Source organism: Collinsella sp. CM84Y_54, from assembly GCF_036317945.1.
In the GTDB taxonomy this organism is placed as follows: Bacteria; Actinomycetota; Coriobacteriia; order Coriobacteriales; family Coriobacteriaceae; genus Collinsella.
This window is the reverse complement of the sequence record NZ_JAWQCX010000002.1, coordinates 304,635-321,446: the sequence shown is the minus strand read 5'-3', so window position 1 is coordinate 321,446 and position 16,812 is coordinate 304,635. Positions and strand designations below refer to the sequence as shown.

Annotated in this window: 13 protein-coding genes; 9 read left to right on the top strand and 4 right to left on the bottom strand. The window is 60.8% G+C overall.

What is annotated here, in order from left to right; translation table 11 throughout:
* Positions 1-94 precede the first annotated feature (94 nt).
* From V2391_RS04590 to V2391_RS04560, 7 genes are all read left to right on the top strand, one after another.
* Positions 95-1,483, top strand: a complete 1,389-nt coding sequence (locus V2391_RS04590) for an aspartate kinase (RefSeq protein WP_329738410.1) — start codon at positions 95-97, stop codon at positions 1,481-1,483.
* 174 nt (positions 1,484-1,657) lie between these two features.
* The gene (locus V2391_RS04585; RefSeq protein WP_055252592.1) at positions 1,658-2,683 is read left to right on the top strand and encodes an aspartate-semialdehyde dehydrogenase; all 1,026 of its coding nucleotides are present in this window, start codon (positions 1,658-1,660) and stop codon (positions 2,681-2,683) included.
* Positions 2,684-3,429: 746 nt separating this feature from the next.
* Positions 3,430-4,008, top strand: coding sequence for a methylated-DNA--[protein]-cysteine S-methyltransferase (locus V2391_RS04580; RefSeq protein WP_329738409.1), 579 nt, complete (start codon positions 3,430-3,432; stop codon positions 4,006-4,008).
* Positions 4,009-4,236: 228 nt separating this feature from the next.
* Positions 4,237-4,926 (top strand): response regulator transcription factor, encoded by a 690-nt coding sequence (locus V2391_RS04575; RefSeq protein WP_329738408.1) that lies wholly within the window; start codon positions 4,237-4,239, stop codon positions 4,924-4,926.
* 23 nt (positions 4,927-4,949) lie between these two features.
* A complete protein-coding gene (locus V2391_RS04570; RefSeq protein ID WP_329738407.1) occupies positions 4,950-6,284 on the top strand; it encodes a sensor histidine kinase in 1,335 nt (444 codons plus the stop codon).
* Positions 6,285-6,369: 85 nt separating this feature from the next.
* The gene (locus V2391_RS04565; protein ID WP_148346463.1) at positions 6,370-7,071 is read left to right on the top strand and encodes an ABC transporter ATP-binding protein; all 702 of its coding nucleotides are present in this window, start codon (positions 6,370-6,372) and stop codon (positions 7,069-7,071) included.
* Between the two features lie 5 nt (positions 7,072-7,076).
* Entirely contained in the window at positions 7,077-9,842 is a 2,766-nt protein-coding gene (locus V2391_RS04560; RefSeq protein ID WP_329738406.1) for an ABC transporter permease, read from the top strand.
* A gap of 541 nt (positions 9,843-10,383) precedes the next feature.
* Here V2391_RS04560 and V2391_RS04555 read toward each other — a convergent pair.
* Positions 10,384-11,463: a 6-phosphofructokinase gene (locus tag V2391_RS04555; protein WP_117798256.1), complete on the bottom strand. Its 1,080-nt coding sequence runs from the start codon at positions 11,461-11,463 to the stop codon at positions 10,384-10,386.
* A 140-nt stretch (positions 11,464-11,603) separates the two neighbouring features.
* Positions 11,604-12,689 carry a carcinine hydrolase/isopenicillin-N N-acyltransferase family protein gene (locus V2391_RS04550; protein ID WP_329738405.1) on the bottom strand — a complete coding sequence of 362 codons (1,086 nt, stop codon included), beginning with the start codon at positions 12,687-12,689 and terminating at the stop codon, positions 11,604-11,606.
* A gap of 161 nt (positions 12,690-12,850) precedes the next feature.
* Between V2391_RS04550 and V2391_RS04545 the strand changes: the two genes are divergently transcribed.
* Both V2391_RS04545 and V2391_RS04540 read left to right on the top strand, forming a co-directional pair.
* Entirely contained in the window at positions 12,851-14,236 is a 1,386-nt protein-coding gene (locus V2391_RS04545) for a M18 family aminopeptidase (protein WP_329738404.1), read from the top strand.
* Entirely contained in the window at positions 14,237-14,419 is a 183-nt protein-coding gene (locus V2391_RS04540) for a hypothetical protein (RefSeq protein ID WP_329738403.1), read from the top strand.
* Between the two features lie 283 nt (positions 14,420-14,702).
* Here the strand turns inward: V2391_RS04540 and V2391_RS04535 are convergent, their stop codons facing one another.
* Positions 14,703-15,638, bottom strand: a complete 936-nt coding sequence (locus V2391_RS04535) for a D-2-hydroxyacid dehydrogenase (RefSeq protein WP_329738402.1) — start codon at positions 15,636-15,638, stop codon at positions 14,703-14,705.
* 130 nt (positions 15,639-15,768) lie between these two features.
* Positions 15,769-16,656 (bottom strand): methionyl aminopeptidase, encoded by an 888-nt coding sequence (locus V2391_RS04530; protein ID WP_329738401.1) that lies wholly within the window; start codon positions 16,654-16,656, stop codon positions 15,769-15,771.
* Positions 16,657-16,812: the final 156 nt, after the last annotated feature.

Sequence of the window (16,812 nt, the reverse complement as noted above, 5' to 3'; positions counted from 1 at the left end):
TCCTCGGATGCCTTGGTCCCAATCGGTGAAACCATGGTATCAGAGCGCGCAAAATAGGTTCGCAGAGGCTTTTTAGAAAGGTAACCTCCAGCCCATGATTAAGATTGCCAAGTTTGGCGGCTCGTCGGTCGCCGACGCCGAACACTTCAAGAAGATCAAGGCCATCGTCGACGCCGACCCTGCCCGCCGTTTTGTGGTGGTTTCCGCCTGCGGCCGCCGCTTTAAGGGCGACACCAAGGTGACCGACCTGCTCTACCTGGTTAACGCGCACGTTAAGTATCACGTGTCGTGCGAGGAACTGCTCGAGGACATTGGCCAGCGCTATTTTGATATTGCTGACGAGCTGGAGCTCACCTATCCCATCCGCGAGGAGTTTGCGGCCTTTGCCGAGCGCGCCCGCTCGGGCGGTTACTCTACCGAGGAGCTCGTGAGCCGCGGCGAGTATTTCACCGCTCGCCTGATGGCCGAGTACCTGGGCCTGCCGTTCCTGGACGCCGCGACGGTTGTGGCGTTCCATCACGACGGTACGCTCAGCATGAATCGCACCTCCGAGCTGGTGCAGGAGTACGGTCAGCAGGGCGGCTTTGTTATGCCCGGTTTCTACGGCGCGACGCGTGAGGGCCAGATCAAGCTGCTCGATCGTGGCGGCGGCGATATCTCGGGCTCGATTTTGGCTAAGTGCCTGGGCGCCGACCTTTACGAGAACTGGACCGACGTCTCGGGTTTCTATTCTGCGGATCCGCGTATTGTTCCGGAGGCTCAGCCCATTGCGCGCGTTACCTACGAGGAGCTGCGCGAGCTTTCGTACATGGGCGCAAGCGTCCTGCACGAGGAAGCCGTGTTCCCCGTGCGCGAGGCGGGTATTCCGCTGGTCATCAAGAACACCAATGCGCCGCAGGACCCCGGCACCATCATTAGCGAGACGGCTGATGAGGGTGAGGCCGAGCCCATCATTACCGGCGTGACCGGCAAACGCGGTTTTGTCGCCATCAACGTGGCCCGCGACCGCACCAAGCCCCGTGTCGGCTTTATGCGCCGTGCGCTTTCGGTGTTCGAGCGCTATGACGTTTCCGTCGAGCACATGCCTACCGGTGTCGACCGCTTTGGCGCCGTGGTGCAGGAGCAGGATGTGCACGACTCGCTGTACTCGCTCGTGAGCGACATTCAGCAGGAGGTCGAGCCGCTCGAGATCGAGGTTGTCGAGGGCTTGGCGCTTATCGCTACCGTTGGCCGCAACCTGCGCGGTCGTGCCGGCATCTCGGGCCACCTGTTTGGCATGCTTGGCCAGGCCGGCGTGAGCGTGCGTATGATTTCGCAGAGCTGCGACGAGATCAACATCATTATCGGTGTCGAGGAGAAGGACTTCGACCTGGCGATTCGGACCATTTACCGTGCCTTCTCCGACGAGAACGGCATTGTGAAGGTCTCCGACTTGGAGGCTCCCACGCCGGTCGATCCCACCCTGGCTGCGCTCCACAAGTAGCTACTATCTCGCTAGATTTTTGGGACTCGCCTCAAAAATCTACGGCGGGGCGTTTCGTTTCGGTTTCGTTTCGACGGGGCGGGTTTCGTGTCCGCCCCGTTCTTGTATACACTGACAACAATAATCAGCCTGCTCGGCGTGCGGGCAAAAGCCAAAACCTTTAAAGGGGGAAGCATGAAACAGTACACGGTTGCTATTTTGGGCGCGACGGGAGCCGTGGGCACCCAGATGCTCGAGTGCCTCAACGAGCAGGAGTTCCCGGTCGGCAAGCTCAAGCTGTTGGCAAGTGCACGCTCCGCGGGTAAGACCGTTGAGTTCCGCGGTGAGCAGATCGTGATCGAAGAGGCTTGCCCCGAGGCCTTTGAGGGCTGCGACATCGTACTTGGCGCTGCCGGCGACGATATCGCGAAGGAGCTGCTGCCCGAGGCCGTCAAGCGCGGCGCGGTCGTGGTCGACAACAGCCACGCCTTCCGCATGGATCCCGAGGTACCGCTGGTCGTGCCCGAGATCAATGCCGACGATATCAAGTGGCATCATGGCCTTATCGCCAACCCCAACTGCGCGACCATCATCGGCCTGGTTCCCACGTGGCCGCTGCATCAGCTCGCCGGCGTGAAGCGCATGATCGTCTCCACGTATCAGGCGGCTTCGGGTGCCGGCGCTCCCGGTATGGCCGAGCTCGAGGCTCAGCTGGCCGCCCTGGGCCGCGGCGAGGAGATTCCCGAGCCGCGCGCATTTGCCGCCCAGCTGGCGAGCAACCTGATTCCGCAGATTGGCGGCGTCAAGGAGGAGGGCTTTACCTCCGAGGAGATGAAGCTGCAAAACGAGGGCCGCAAGATCATGCACCTGCCCGAGCTGCGCGTGAACTGCACCTGTGTGCGCGTGCCCGTGCTGCGCTCGCACTCCGAGAGCATTACGCTTGAGTTTGAGCGCGACATTACGGTTGACGAGGCCCGTGCTGCGCTGGCTGCCGCTCCCGGCGTCAAGCTGGTTGACGATATGGCTGCCGAGGATGCGCACGACCGCTTCCCCATGCCGATGGATACGTCCGACCAGGATTTGATTTGGGTCGGTCGCGTGCGCCGCGACATCTCGAACCCCGAGGCCGCGCGTGGCATCACCTTCTGGTGCTGCGGCGACCAAATCCGTAAGGGCGCGGCAACCAACGCCGTCCAGATCGCTAAGCTGCTCTGCGAGTAGCGTGACCTGTCCGGCGGGGGCCGGGCTTAGTTTTCAGAACGTCCTCGACCATGTGTGGCGCCTTGTCCTGCTCCTTCGGAGCCGCGGACAAGGCGCCACACTGGTCTGCGGAGTGTTCTGAAAACTAAGCCCAGCCCCCGCCTGCGGCGACGCTGCTGCAAGCGATCTGCGATGGGGTCGTTGTCGGTTGGGGCCGCTGGGCTGATGTGGGGGCACGTGGCTGTTGCGGGCCCTAGTCCCGGCGGCGACCCCGGCGCTTCGCGCCTGCCGCCTTTTGGGACTGTGGAGCGCCGCCGGCAGCTGCGGCGCTGTTGCGCCTGCTGCCTGCGGGAACTTTGGGGTTGAGGCGGTAACTTTGGCGCGCCTGTGTTTGTTGCTTGTGAGGGCTTAGGGGTTGATGCGAATCGAAGGTGAATGGTTTTCCGGGAAGTGAACGACCTATTTTGGACCCTTGAAGCATCGGCATATTTTGGCCGCCATTTCCTGCGGTTTTATCGCATGAATCCTGCTGTTTTGCAATTAAAAAATGCGGATGCTTCGGGGCCCTAGTTTTACTCGTCCACTTCTCGGAAAACCATTCACCTTCGTTTTTGCCGGACATCGTTTTGGGCGTTGCGACTCGGTATCGGCCGATATTGAGAGGGAAAACGCCCTCTCTTGGACAATCGAGTCTGTCCGGACGCATCTGCGGGAGTTGTCTGCACAATTCGCGGTATTATGTTGCGGAGTTTTGAAAGGAGCCGCTGGTGGTCACGACGACGTTTGCTTCGCCTTTGGGCGAAATCTTGCTTGCCGCTGATGGCCGCGGTTTGACAGGGCTTTGGTTTGAGGGGCAGGAGCACTTTGGCTCCACGCTTCTCAAAGAAGATGCGGAGTATGTCGTAGGTGCCGATGCAGTTTCTGGTACCGGTGGGATGTCTTCGGTGGGTCCCGCAAATGGTGCGGCGTCTTCGGTGCTTGAGCGTTCTTGGGCTTGGTTGAATGCTTATTTTGCGGGGCAGGAGCCTCGGTTTACACCGCCGTTGCATATGATTGGTACGGCGTTTCAGCGTGAAGTTTGGTTTGAGCTGCTTTCTATTCCGCGTGGCGAGGTCGCTACGTATGGCGAGATCGCCCAACGTGTTGCGGCTCGACATCGTGCACCGGGAAACGAGGCGCCCGTTGTGTCTCCTCGTGCGGTGGGGGCTGCGGTCGCACGTAATCCCATTTCGATTATCGTGCCGTGCCATCGCGTGGTGGCGGCCGACGGATCGCTCAACGGATATGCCGGCGGCCTTGACCGCAAGGAGTGGCTGCTGCGGCTCGAGGGTGCGTACGAGGAGTAACGCTCGAACACTTTGCATAGCCAAGACGCCGTGAAAGAACGAGTCGCCGTCTTTTCGCGACCGGCATGCGTCCAAGCGCTCGACATCTGAGCCTTAAGTTTGGTTAAGCCATATCCTGCGTATTTGAAAACGCGCAGGTTGAGCAGCTAAGGCTGCACTAAGGCAGCTTTCGGTGCGCTATCATCGGCAGTATCGAAACCTGTATAGCCGTGCGCTAAAGGAACAACTATGAAGCTGATGCTTGCCGAGGACGAACCCGGCCTCTCCCGTGCCCTTACCGCGATTCTTCAACATAGCGACTACGAGGTCGACACCGCCCTCGACGGTCTGACGGCGCTCGAATATCTGCTCGCCAACGACTATGACGCCGCAATCCTAGATATCATGATGCCCGGCATGGATGGCATCGAGGTGCTCAAGTGCACGCGCGCCGCCGGCAAGCGACTGCCCATCATCATGCTCACGGCAAAAAGCGAGGTGTCCGATAAGGTCGAGGGCCTGGATGCTGGTGCCAACGATTACCTGACCAAGCCGTTTGCCGCCAAGGAACTGCTTGCGCGTATTCGTGCCATGACGCGCGCGGCGACGGCAATTGACGCCACGACGCTCAGTGTGGGCAACGTGCGCCTCGACACGGCGGCTTGCACACTCGTTGGGCCTTTGGGCGAGGAACATCTGGCCAACCGTGAGTTTCAGCTTATGGAGCTCTTTATGCGTAACGCCGGCACGCGCATGCCCACCGAGCGTCTGATGCTCGGGGTTTGGGGTGAGGACGCACCCGAAGGCGCTAACGTGGTGTGGGTCTACATCTCGTACCTGCGCAAAAAGCTGACGGCGCTGGGTGCCAATGTGGCCATCCGCGCGTCGCGCAATCAGGGATATTCGCTTGAGGTTGTCGAGGAAGGCGAACAGGCGTGAGCGTGCGCGCGTGGTGCAAACGCATGACGGAGCGGTTTCACGCCGCCTCGAGTAGTACGGGGCGGGCAAATTCTGTTGACGCATTGGGCTGCCGCCTGCGTCGCAAGTTTATCCTCGTTGCCATGGGCGCCGTGACCGTGGTGCTCACGCTCATCATCGCCGGCATCAACATCGTCAATTATTCGCATGTCTGCAAGATGGCCGACGCTCGCCTGGACTATATCCTGGCGGGCAAGGACGGTATCGATTGGGGGGACGAGCCTAAAGACGATCCCACTAATGGCAAGGATGCCGGCGATAGCCAGGCGGGCGTTCGCATCAGGCACTTCGAAGGCATGACGGCGGAGTCTCCCTTCGACACGCGCTACTTTACGGTGACGATTGACGCCGGACAGGTTGCCGATGTCAATACGGCCCGCATTGCCGCGGTGGGCGCCAAGCGCGCTGCATGCATCGCTGCAGGACTATATTCCAAGGGTTGGACCTCGGGCTTTTCTGGTAACTACCGCTATACGGTTACGGTTCAGGGCGACGAGACCACCTATGTGTTCGTGGACTGCTCGCGTGAGCTTGCAAGCTTTCATTCGTTTTTGAGCGCGAGCGTGGCGATCAGTTGCATTGGCTGGCTGGCGGTGCTTGCAATTGTGGCGGGTGCCTCGGGTGCGGTGATTCGACCGATGGTCGAGAGCTACAGCAAGCAAAAGCGCTTTATTACCGATGCAAGCCACGAGATCAAGACGCCGTTGGCCGTGATTGATGCCGCTAACGAGGTACAGGAAATTGAGAGCGGCGAGAGCGAGTGGACGCAGAGCATTCACGAGCAGGTCGCGCGGCTGACGGCGCTGACGGAGCGTCTGGTGTTCTTGGCGCGTATGGACGAGGGTTCGGCCGGCTTTACCATGACATCGATCGATCTTTCAGAGGCCGTGGACAAGGCTACGGCACCGTTTGAATCGGTGGCGGTTTCGCGCGGAAAGCGGCTGTCGACGTCGATCGCGAGCGGTGTGCGGGCCCATGCCGATGCCGCGGCAGTGGCGCAGGTTGTTGAGCTGCTGCTGGACAATGCCACACGCTACGCAAGCGAGGACAGCGTGATTGAGCTGAGCCTGCGTGCCGTTTCGCGCGGTCAGGGTAAAGGTGCCGCCGAGCTTGTCGTATCGAACGCCGTGGACGAGCTGCCCGAAGGCGACCTGGACCGATTGTTCGACCGCTTCTATCGTGCAGACGTATCGCGCAGCTCCAAGACGGGCGGCTCGGGCGTGGGCCTATCCGTGATACGAGCCATCGCCGAAGCCCATGGCGGGAGCGCTTCTGCCTGCGGCCACGGCAACCAGATTACCTTCACCGTCCGCCTCTAAAACCTACCAAAATAAACCTGTCCCTTTTTGGTCGGTGCGAAATGGGTAATACTAAGGAGTTATCCGACCAGATGGGAATTAATCGATGGCTTATATCGAATTCAAAGACGTCATCAAGGCGTACGGCGAGGGCGATGCCCGCATTCACGCGCTCGACGGCGCGAGCTTTACCGTTGAGCGCGGTGAGCTCGCCATTATCCTGGGCGCCTCGGGTGCCGGCAAGACCACGGCGCTCAACATCCTGGGCGGCATGGATACGGTAACCTCCGGCACCGTGACGGTGGACGGGCGCGACGTGAGCTCCGCCAACGAGGCGCAGCTCGTGGAATACCGCCGTGCCGACGTCGGCTTTGTCTTCCAGTTCTACAATCTGGTCCCCAACCTGACGGCGCTCGAAAATGTCGAGCTTGCGGCGCAGATTTGCCCCGATTCGCTCGATGCCGAACAGACGCTTCGCCAGGTTGGCCTGGGCGGGCGCCTCGCCAACTTTCCGGCGCAGCTTTCGGGCGGCGAGCAGCAGCGCGTGTCCATTGCACGCGCACTGGCCAAGAATCCCAAGCTGCTCCTGTGCGACGAGCCCACGGGTGCACTCGACTACAAAACCGGTAAGCAGATTTTGCAGCTGTTGCAGGATACCTGCCGCAAGCAGGGCATTACGGTCATCATCATCACGCACAACTCCGCGCTCGCGCCCATGGCCGATCGTCTGATCCGCTTTAAGAGTGGTCGCGTGGAGAGCGAGACAGTTCAACAAAATCCCGTGCCTATCGAGACGATCGAGTGGTAGCGCCCATGGACCAAGATCGCCAAAACAGCCAGCGCCGCGACGCGCAGAACGCGGAGTGCGAGCAGGATTTTACGACCTACCGCACTGCTCAAAGCTCAAACGATATGGTGCCGACGGTATTTCGCCGTGGCATCTACCGCACAATCCGCGGCAGTCTTAAGCGCTTCTTGTCCATCGTGGTCATCACCGCGCTCGGCGTGAGTGTGATGTGCGGCCTTAAGGCGGGCTGCGAGGATTTGTGCGATTCGGTCGACGCCTATTTTGACCAGCAGAATGTCTATGACATTAACGTGCAGTCGACCTGTGGCCTTACGCGCGACGATCTCACGGCTATCCAAGAGATCGACGGCGTCGAGACGGCCGAGGGTATCTACACCGAGACCGCCTACACCGCCGTGGGCACAACGCGCGAGCGCGTGGTCGTGCAAAGTCTCTCCAAGGAGAACATCGATCAGCCAGTGCTCGTGAACGGCGATTTGCCCGAGAGCGCCGATGAGGTGGCGGTAACTTCGAAGTTCCTGAAGGCTTCGGGCAAAAAGCTCGGCGATACCGTGAGTTTTGCCGCCAATGACGCGAGCTCGTCGAACCAAAGCGCCAAGGATCAGTTTGCCGCGGGCGATTACACCATTACGGCCGAGGTCCTCGACCCCACTGATGTGAGCTCCGACTCGACAGTCAACGCCTTCCGTGCCGCTTCGGCTGCGGACTATAAGTTCTATGTGAGCGAGGATGCCGCGACATCATCGTCCTACTCCGCGGTCCACGTGATCGTCGAGGGAGCCAAGAGCCTCAACTCCTACTCGGATGCCTACACGGCAAAGATCAATGAGGTCAAGGGCAATATCGAGAAGATCCGCGAGGAGCGTGAAAAGGCGCGCGTCCAGGAGCTGACGGTTGACACGCCGGCAAGCTTGGATGCGGCTGAGCGCCAGGCCGCCATGCTCTTTGGGATTGAGCAGGATAGCATCAACCGCATGGCCGAGGGCAGCGAGGAGCGCGTCCAAGCTCAGGCCGAGTTGGACCAGCGCCGCGCCGCCGCCGATCAGCAATTCGCCGATGCCCGCGCCGAGCTTTCCAATCTGGGTGAATGCACTTGGTACATTCAGGACCGCGGTAACATCGCAAGCTACTCGAGCGTGGAAAGCGATAGCTCGTCAATTGAGGCCATCGCCACGGTGTTCCCGTTTATCTTCTTTATCGTCGCCGTGCTCATCAGCCTCACCACCGCCACGCGCATGGTCGAGGAGGAGCGCACGCTTATTGGCCTGTACAAGGCGCTTGGCTATTCACGCGAGCGCATCCTGTCCAAATACGTGGACTATGCGCTGTGGGCATGTCTGATCGGCGGCGTGCTCGGCAACATCATCGGCTTTGTGGGCCTGCCACTGTTCTTGTTTACGGTGTTCGACGACATGTACTCGCTGCCCCAGATGCTGCTTTCGTACGATATCGTGTCTTCACTCGTGTCGGTGGCGCTGTTTGCCGTGGGCGTGGTGGGCGCTACGATTATCGCCTGCCGCCACGAGATGGCCGAGACCCCAGCCTCGCTCATGCGTCCCAAGGCCCCGCGCGCCGGCTCGCGCATTCTGCTCGAGCATATCGGCTTTATCTGGCGCCGCATGGGCTTCTTAAACAAGGTCGCTGCACGCAACCTATTCCGCTACAAAAAGCGCGCCTTTATGACCATCTTCGGTATCGCGGGCTGTACGGCGCTCGTGATCTGCGGCATGGGCATCCGTGACACGTCGGTGGCGCTTTCGCCCAAACAGTACGGGCATATCACGCGCTACGACCTGCTGGCGGTCGCCAATCCCGACGACTTTACTCAGACGTGCGCGGCATTGGATGAGCGCAGCGCGGCCAATGATTCCAACGTGACCGCGACCTCGACCCTGCCGATTATGACCGACAACGTCACCTTTACGTTTGGCGGCAAGAGCGAGACCGTGCAGCTGATCGTGGTGCCCGATGACCGCACGGGTGACTTGGGCAATTACGTTCGCCTTGAGGATGAGTCCAAAGAGCCGCTGTCTTTGCGTGACGGAGATGTGTATCTGAGCAAGAGTTCACAGCTGGTGCTGGGGATTCAGCCGGGCGATACAGCACACGTCCAGGATTCGTCGCTCAACGTTGCCAAGGTCAAAGTCAGCGACATTTCGCTCAACTATCTGGGCAACACGCTTTATATGACTCAGGGCACCTATGAGCGCGCGTTCGGTCGAAGCGCACGCCTTAACGGCGTCTTTGTGCTGCTTAAGGGTTCGTCGGCCGACCAGATTGCGTTTAGCAAGAATCTTAAGAGTGACGGCTGGCTCACGATTTCGAGTACGGCCGAGCATTGGGAAAACTATGAGGCGAACTTTACGATTATCAATTCGGTCGTGGTGCTCGTGACCTTTATGGCAGCGTGTCTGTCGTTTGTGGTGGTGTTTACGCTGTCCAACACCAACATCTCCGAGCGCGAACGCGAGCTGGCGACCATCAAGGTGCTGGGCTTCCGCCGTGGTGAGGTGCACCATTACGTCAACAAGGAGACGTTGATTCTCACGGCGATTGGCGCCGCTCTGGGCGTGCCGCTAGGCGGCTTGCTGGCCGAGAGCTTTACCTACATTTTGCAGATGCCGTCGCTGTACTTTGACGTCGAGGTCGAGCCGCTAAGCTACGTGCTCGCCGTGGTGCTTTCCTTTGGCTTTACGTTTATCGTCAATCTCGCCACCAATCGTACCCTCAACAAGATCGACATGGTCGGCGCCCTCAAGAGTGCCGAGTAACCTGTCCTGGGATCCAAGTTCTAGCGAACTGCCGACACGCCCGCAGCAGCGTTTTTGCATAAACCGCTCCGCCAAATGCATACTTTGACGGGGCGGTTGCTTTTTGCCCACGGGTACCCCCGGGGGCGGCGTGCAAATTCCGGAGTATTCAGCATCTCGGAGCCCGCGGGCGCGGGAATGGGAGTGCAAAACCGCGCCGAAAGCCTTGATTCTGAGCCCCCGGTGCCTCGAGGACCGATCATTTTTTACAGGATGCGGCCCATAGTGCCTGCCTTTCGCCCAAAATCCAGTATGCAGGTGCCTTCGGCTGCTGAATACTCCCAAAAATGCACGCCGCATCCCACCCTAGGCACCCGCAGCAAGAAGACGAATAGCCTCAGCCTCCTCAGTTGCCGCAGGAGACCCCAGGGCTTACCTCCCAAATCTTTCCGCAGGACGGAAGGACCCCGCCGCGCGAAGCGCACGGCGGGGTCCTGACATGTCCGAGGACGATTTGGGAGGTAAGCCCTGGGGCCTCCGATGAGAGCGGTTCCAGCCGAGGCTATTCGTCGCCGAAGCTGATGCCCAACGCCTTGGCCTCGCGCACCAGATCGCTCTGGGGGTCGACATACTTGAGCTTGCCGGCAACATCCTCGAGCGGCATGTGACACATCTTGCCGTCACGCAGGGCAATCATGTAGCCAAACTCGCCGCGCAGGCAGCCAAGCGCGGCCTCGACGCCGCACTGGGTCGCAAAGATGCGGTCCTGAGCGTCGGGCTGGCCGCCGCGCTGCGTGTGACCGGGGATAGCGACACGGGTCTCGCGACCGGTCTTGGCCTCGATCTCCTTGGCGATGTCGTAGACGATCGACGGGCTCGTGCGCTCGGCGAGCTTCTTCTTGTACTCCTTCTTGGACAGCGCCGCGTCCTCCTTAGAGATGGCGCCCTCGGCGACGGCCACGATGGTAAAGCGGCTGCCGGTCTCCATGCGATGCTCGATGGTCTTGATGACCTGGTCCATGTCGTAGGGGATCTCGGGAATCAGGATGACGTCCGCACCGCCCGCGACACCGGCGTACAGCGGGATCCAGCCAACCTTGTGGCCCATGATCTCGATAACGAACACGCGGCCGTGACTCGAGGCGGTGGTGTGGATGTCGTCGATGCACTTGGTGGCGACGTCGATGGCGCTCGTAAAGCCAAACGTCATCTCGGTGCCCCAGGTGTCGTTATCGATGGTCTTGGGCAGGGCGATAACGTTGAGGCCCTCTTCGCGCAGGCGGTTGGCGGTCTTGGTGGAGCCGTTGCCACCCAGCATAAACAGGCAGTCGAGCTGCAGCTTATGATAGGTGTGGACCATCGCGGGCACCTTCTCGACGCCGTCGGCCTCGGGAATGTTCAGGCGCTTGAACGGCGTGCGGCTCGTGCCCAAAATGGTGCCGCCGCGGGTGAGGATGCCGCTAAAATCGGCGGGCGTCATGACGCGGAATCTGCTGTAGATAAGGCCCTGGTAGCCGTCCTCAAAACCGTAGATCTCGATAGGCTCTTCGCTATTGGTCATGAGCGTTTTGACGATGCCGCGCATGGTGGCGTTGAGCGCCTGGCAGTCGCCGCCACTGGTAAGAAGACCGATTCTAAGCATGATGAGTCCTTCCGGGCAAGTTATAACATGCGCATAAGTTTACCCCCGCACACTGTTGATACGGGGGTAAAACGTGTTAGCTCAAGCGTATGGAAATGTAAGCAACGTCAGGCGAGCGTAAGGACGACGGTGCCAGCTCCTTACAGCGCGAAGGCGTCGACGTCGCCCCAGTGGCGGCGCAGCGTGATGGCGGCAGCGGGCTCGGTATTGTCAAAGACGACCGACCATTGCGTATTGCTGGTGATGTCTTCCGGATTGGGCTCTTGCGCTGCAGCGCGTAGGGCCTTCCAAGCGACTGCCTCGTCTTGGGCGCCGGCATGGGCGTCAAGGACATCGGCGATGGCGACGGCGCGTTCCTTGCCATGGCCAAGCTCGCCATTCTTTTGGTTGGGCAGCACTTCGTCGCCATAGCAGGCGTAGAAGTTCGTAACCTGGCGTACAGGGGTCGCTTTGAAAGCGCGGTCCGGATCGCGCGGATCCCACTCTACTACGCGCGCGTCACCGGAGGCGTCGTTGATAAAGAAGTGGTAATCGCGTCCTGCCATGGCGTGCATGTCGTAGGCAGAAAGCAGGTCTACGGCCTCCTGTGTGGTAGCCGCGCGGTCGAGCACAAGGCGGATGGTGAGCGAAGTGTTGATGACGGGGCGTTGCGTGTCCTGGTCACAGGGCTTGGAATCCAGAGTGAGTACGGCAATGGACACGCCGCATTCGTTAACACCGTCGAGCTGGGCAAACGGGCCCATGAGCGCGGCGGCGCGTCCGGCGACGGAGTCAAGCGGAGTATTATCGCCCAGGTTGTTAAGGGCGGCAAACCCGATGGAGGCATAGCCGCCGCGTGGGTGATTGCGCACCAGCAGCGCCGAGGTGTCGTCCTTAAAGTCGTAATTGCGGCCGGTGCGCACGCGGCCTTCGGCATCTACGGCGATAAAAGCGCTGCAGGCAAACTGGGGCGCCTGGACATGTGCTGGCACGCCGGGCAACACCTGTGCCACCACAGCATCGATGTAGGCCTGGTCGTCGCGCACATCGGCGGCGATGATGCAGTCGAGGTCGTAGTCGTAGACGATGTCGATTGCGTGCAGGTCATAGCCATCCGCGTAGCCGGTCAAGCGTTTGAGCGACGCGGCGGACTTGATTTGCTTGCGGTAAACGATGCCGGCGGCAGCGGCAAGGCCGACGGCGACTCCCGCGACACCGCAGGCGATGGCAATGTTACGTGGCTTCATGACGGCTCCTCTCGTCCTGTTAGCGCAATTGTCGCAAAAGGAGCGCGGGCATGATGGCTCAACTTGGTGAGCGGCGCGGAATTAAGCACGGAATGAAGAGTGCGGCGCTGGCGTGGCGGGGTATGCTGGAGGGGACCATCAACCCAGCGAAAGGGGAGAGCATGACGGATCAGGAAACGCCCGAGCGCGTGCACGTGACGGCTGACGATATCGAGGCCGCCAACGACCTTGTCGACTTTATCGAGGCATGCCCCAGCATGTTCCATACGGCGGCGACCATTATGGCCGAGCTCGACGAGGCGGGCTTTACCTACCTGCCCGAGAATGCGGCGTGGGACATCGAGCCGGGCGGGCGTTATTACACGCAGCGCAACACCTCGAGCGTTATCGCCTTTAAGGTGGGCGAGGACCTGGCCGCGACGTGGGGCGAGGACGGCGTTGCCGGTGACTATCATTTTCAGCTCACGGCGTCGCACAGCGATTCGCCGACGTTTAAGGTCAAGGCCGTGCCCGAGCTTGACGGCGCGGGCGAAACGCTGCGCCTGAACACCGAGGCCTACGGCGGCATGATCGACTACACCTGGTTCGATCGCCCGCTGGCGCTCGCGGGCCGCGTGCTGGTGCGCGAGGGCGACCGTATTGAGAGCCGTCTGCTTGCCACCGAGCGCGAGGTCGCTATTATCCCGAGCCTTGCCATCCACATGAACCGCGGCGTTAACGAGGGCTTTGCGCCCAACCGCGCCGTCGACCTTTGCCCGCTCATCAGCGCCGGCGAGCTTAAGCAGGGCGACTTTGATGCTCTGATCGCCGACGAGCTGGACGTTGAGCCCGAGCAAATCTTGGGTCGCGACCTGTTCCTGGTCAATCGTCAGGATGCGCGCATTTGGGGCTGGGCCGACGAGTTTATCTCGTCGCCCAAGCTTGATGACCTGGCCTGCGCCTACACCTCGCTGCAGGCATTTTTGGGTGCCGAGAACGCGCGCGACGTCTCGGTCTTCTGCTGCTTCGATAACGAGGAGGTTGGTTCCGAGACCAAGCAGGGCGCCATGTCGACGTTCTTGGCCGACGCGCTGCGCCGCATCAACGGATCGCTGGGCTTTGACGACGAGTCGTATCATCGCGCCCTTGCCGCATCGATGCTCGTGAGCTGCGACAACGCGCATGCCGTGCACCCCAACCACGCCGAGAAGTGCGATGCGCGCAACCAGGTTGTGCTCAACGGCGGCATCGTCATCAAGGAAGCCGCCAACCAGCACTACTGCACCGATGCCTTTAGCCGCGCGGTGTTCCAGGCTATCTGCGATGACGCCGATGTGCCCACGCAGGCCTTCGCCAACAAGAGCGATATGGCCGGCGGCTCCACGCTCGGTAACCTGTCCAATATGCAGGCGAGCATGCATGCCGTGGACGTGGGCCTGCCGCAGCTGGCCATGCACTCAAGCTACGAGACCGGCGGCGTGCGCGACGTGATGTACGCCATCCGCGCCCTCACGGCCTTCTACGAGCGCAACCTAACCATCAACGGAGCCGAAAGCGTGGGGCTGTAAATGCAGGCCGAAGACATGAAGGCCGAGCGCAAGATTGAGCTTATCGATCAGGGTTCGCAGCTGTTCGCCACTGCTTGCCGCGATTCAGGGGTCGACGTGTCCAAGGCGCGACCAACGAGCGATGAAGAACTCAAGCGTAACGCCTATTCGGACCGCTACGACGAGGAGACGGACTGGCTCTAATAAGCGGAGCGTCGAAAACACTAGGTGTATGTCTGAGATCACTTTGGCGAGAGTGTCGCAGACAGAACTACCGGTATGGCGCAAGCCAACTTGACCCCATTGCACCAAAAAGGAAACGCCGCAGGTTGAGCAAAAGTCAGCGAGAGCCCGCCGTTTGAGCCAATGTGCCGTGAAATGAAAAGGCGCTGACCTTCTGGTCGCGCCTTTGAAATTGAACGGCAGATTGGCCAAACGGCGGGCTCGCAGCGTCGACCGGTCCGACGTTCGTTAGAACGGCGGAACCCTAATGTTCGATCCAGCAGCGCAGGGTCTCGCCGGCCTGCAGGTGACGCAGATTCTCCGCGGCGATGTCGATGACGTTGTTGAGCGTGGCGGCCAGGTGGAACCAGCCAGAGACGTGCGGCGTGATGAGCATGTTAGGCGCATCCCACAGAGGGCTTGTCTCAGGCAGCGGCTCGGGGTCGGTGACGTCGACCGCGGCGCCGGCGAGATGTCCCGACTCCAGGGCGGCAACCAAGTCGTCGGCGACCACAAGGTCGCCGCGGCCGCCGTTGGCAAAGAAAGCGCCCGGCTTCATCGTGGCGAAGAACTCGGCGTTCGCCAGGCCGCGGGTCTCGGGCGTGCTCGGCATGAAGGATGCGACGACGTCTGCCTCGGCCAGGCGCTCGGGCAGAGCGTCCATGCCGTCCATGTCCTCAAACACAATGGGGTAGACGAGCGGATGGCGCTTTATGCCGCGGACGTGCGCACCCATGCTGCGGCAGAGCGTGGCAAAGTGGCCGCCGATATCGCCTGCGCCCAGCACCAGCACATTGGCGTTTTTGAGCGAGGTAACCGGCCCCAAATCCTCCCAGCGATGCTCACGCTGCAGATCGTGATAGCCGGGCAGGCGCTTCATCATGGAAAGGACCATGGCAAACATGTGCTCGCTCGCGGCCTGGCCGTAGGCACCCACCGAGCAAGACAGTTTGGCGTCGGCCGGCACGGTGCCGGCGGCCAAGTAATCGTCATAGCCGGCGGTCTGCAATTGCAACAGCTGAAGATGCTCGCATGCCGTGAGCATGTCAGGGTCGATGTTGCCCAAGATCACGTCGGCATCGGCGACCTGCTCGCGCGTGGCGGCGTCGGAGCTCGTGTAGATAAAGTCCTCGCCCGGAGCGCTCGACTCAAGAATTGCGCGATGGCGGTCGTTGACGGGCAGCAAAACCAGAATGTTCACAAGCAGTCCTCTCCGCTCGACCTGCCAAAAAGGGACAGGTTTATTTTGGCAGGTTTTATCAGGCAAAACGCTCAAACAAAAACGCCGGATGCAAGACGAGCGTGCCCGTCAGCATCCGGCGCATCCACAACTACCAGCTGAGCAGCTCGTAGCCGTCCTCGGTCACCACGAGCTGTACCTCGTGCTGGGCCGAATCGCTGCCGTCCTTGGTGCGCACGCACCAGCCGTCACCCTTGCTAATCTTGATGTCGGGCGCTCCGGCATTGACCATGGGCTCGATGGTAAAGACCATGCCCGGAGCCATGATGGTGTCCACATCGGGTGCCTCGGTGGTAAAGCCCACAAACGGGTCCTCGTGGAACTCCTTACCGATGCCGTGTCCGCCGTACTCGCGCACCACGCTAAAGCCGGCGTCCTCGACCGTCTTTTGTACGGCCTCGGCCATAACGGACAGCGGCAGCCATGGCTTGACGGCCGCCAGGCCCGCCTCCACGCTGGCGCGGGTGACGTCGACCAGGCGCTGGCGCTCGGCCGAGACCTCGCCGATGCAGAACATGCGGCTCGAGTCGCTAAAGTAGCCGTCTAGGATCGTGGAGCAGTCCACGTTGATGATGTCGCCCTCGTGCAGCACGTCCGTATCGCAGGGGATGCCGTGGCAGACCACGTCATTGATCGAGGTGCACACGCTCTTGGGGTAGCCCTCGTAGTTGAGGTCGGCCGGCGTGCCACCGTGCTCGACGGTGTAGTCGTAGATCATCTGGTCGATCTGGTTGGTGGTCATGCCCGCGGCGATGTGCTCGCCTACGTAGTCGAGCACGCCCACGTTGATGGCGGCGGAGCGCTTGATGCCCTCGATGTCGGCGGGCGTCTTGTAGAGCGTGCGGGGCAGAACCTCCCAGCCCTCCTCCCACAGGCGCTCGAGGCGCTCGTCGAAGCTGCTGTGACATTTCTTATATTTTTTGCCGCTGCCGCACCAGCAAGCGTCGTTGCGGCCGGGTACGGGTCCTTTGTCATACATGGCTAACTTCCTTTCATCCGCAGCTAGTATAGCCCACCCATGCGTCCATAAAAGTTGCGGTGATATAGTTCCGATTAAAGCGGTTTAACAGCACAAATAGGAACTATATCACCGCAACTGATGGGGCGGGATGGCGGGTGCTAGCTGCTGCGTGGT

Excerpts from the sequence above, each read along its gene's own strand:
- V2391_RS04590 (WP_329738410.1), top strand. The coding sequence starts at position 95 with ATGATTAAGATTGCCAAGTTTGGCGGCTCGTCGGTCGCCGACGCCGAA.
- V2391_RS04585 (WP_055252592.1), top strand. The coding sequence starts at position 1,658 with ATGAAACAGTACACGGTTGCTATTTTGGGCGCGACGGGAGCCGTGGGC.
- V2391_RS04575 (WP_329738408.1), top strand. The coding sequence starts at position 4,237 with ATGAAGCTGATGCTTGCCGAGGACGAACCCGGCCTCTCCCGTGCCCTT.
- V2391_RS04570 (WP_329738407.1), top strand. The coding sequence starts at position 4,950 with ATGACGGAGCGGTTTCACGCCGCCTCGAGTAGTACGGGGCGGGCAAAT.
- V2391_RS04565 (WP_148346463.1), top strand. The coding sequence starts at position 6,370 with ATGGCTTATATCGAATTCAAAGACGTCATCAAGGCGTACGGCGAGGGC.
- V2391_RS04560 (WP_329738406.1), top strand. The coding sequence starts at position 7,077 with ATGGACCAAGATCGCCAAAACAGCCAGCGCCGCGACGCGCAGAACGCG.
- V2391_RS04555 (WP_117798256.1), bottom strand. The coding sequence starts at position 11,463 with ATGCTTAGAATCGGTCTTCTTACCAGTGGCGGCGACTGCCAGGCGCTC.
- V2391_RS04550 (WP_329738405.1), bottom strand. The coding sequence starts at position 12,689 with ATGAAGCCACGTAACATTGCCATCGCCTGCGGTGTCGCGGGAGTCGCC.
- V2391_RS04545 (WP_329738404.1), top strand. The coding sequence starts at position 12,851 with ATGACGGATCAGGAAACGCCCGAGCGCGTGCACGTGACGGCTGACGAT.
- V2391_RS04540 (WP_329738403.1), top strand. The coding sequence starts at position 14,237 with ATGCAGGCCGAAGACATGAAGGCCGAGCGCAAGATTGAGCTTATCGAT.
- V2391_RS04530 (WP_329738401.1), bottom strand. The coding sequence starts at position 16,656 with ATGTATGACAAAGGACCCGTACCCGGCCGCAACGACGCTTGCTGGTGC.